This is a genomic window from Methylophaga sp. UBA1464, from assembly GCF_002325665.1.
In the GTDB taxonomy this organism is placed as follows: Bacteria; Pseudomonadota; Gammaproteobacteria; order Nitrosococcales; family Methylophagaceae; genus Methylophaga.
In genome coordinates, this window is the sequence record NZ_DCSO01000029.1 from 1 (window position 1) to 228 (window position 228).

The window sequence follows — 228 nt, forward strand, 5'->3', positions numbered from 1 at the left end:
ACCTGGCGAGCCGGAACAAGCCGTCGAACCAGCGTCAGAAGCTTTAACGGAAGAAGTGGAAGCAGCAGAGCAAATTTCTCCGTTGGAATTGGAATTCGAAGAGGCTTTGTCCATTGAAGATCCCAGTTCAGACAGCGACAGCCAGCAATTAACTGAAGATGCGTTCAACGATTTGGTTGAAACAAACCAGACAGAAAACAATATTGCCGAAGCCGAAGCCGAAGCCGA

The 228-nt window shown here is 48.7% G+C and carries 1 protein-coding gene; it reads left to right on the plus strand.

Annotated features, from left to right (window positions below):
* A partial coding sequence (locus B3O33_RS03175; protein WP_292362904.1) for a hypothetical protein occupies positions 1-228 on the plus strand: 228 nt, incomplete at both ends.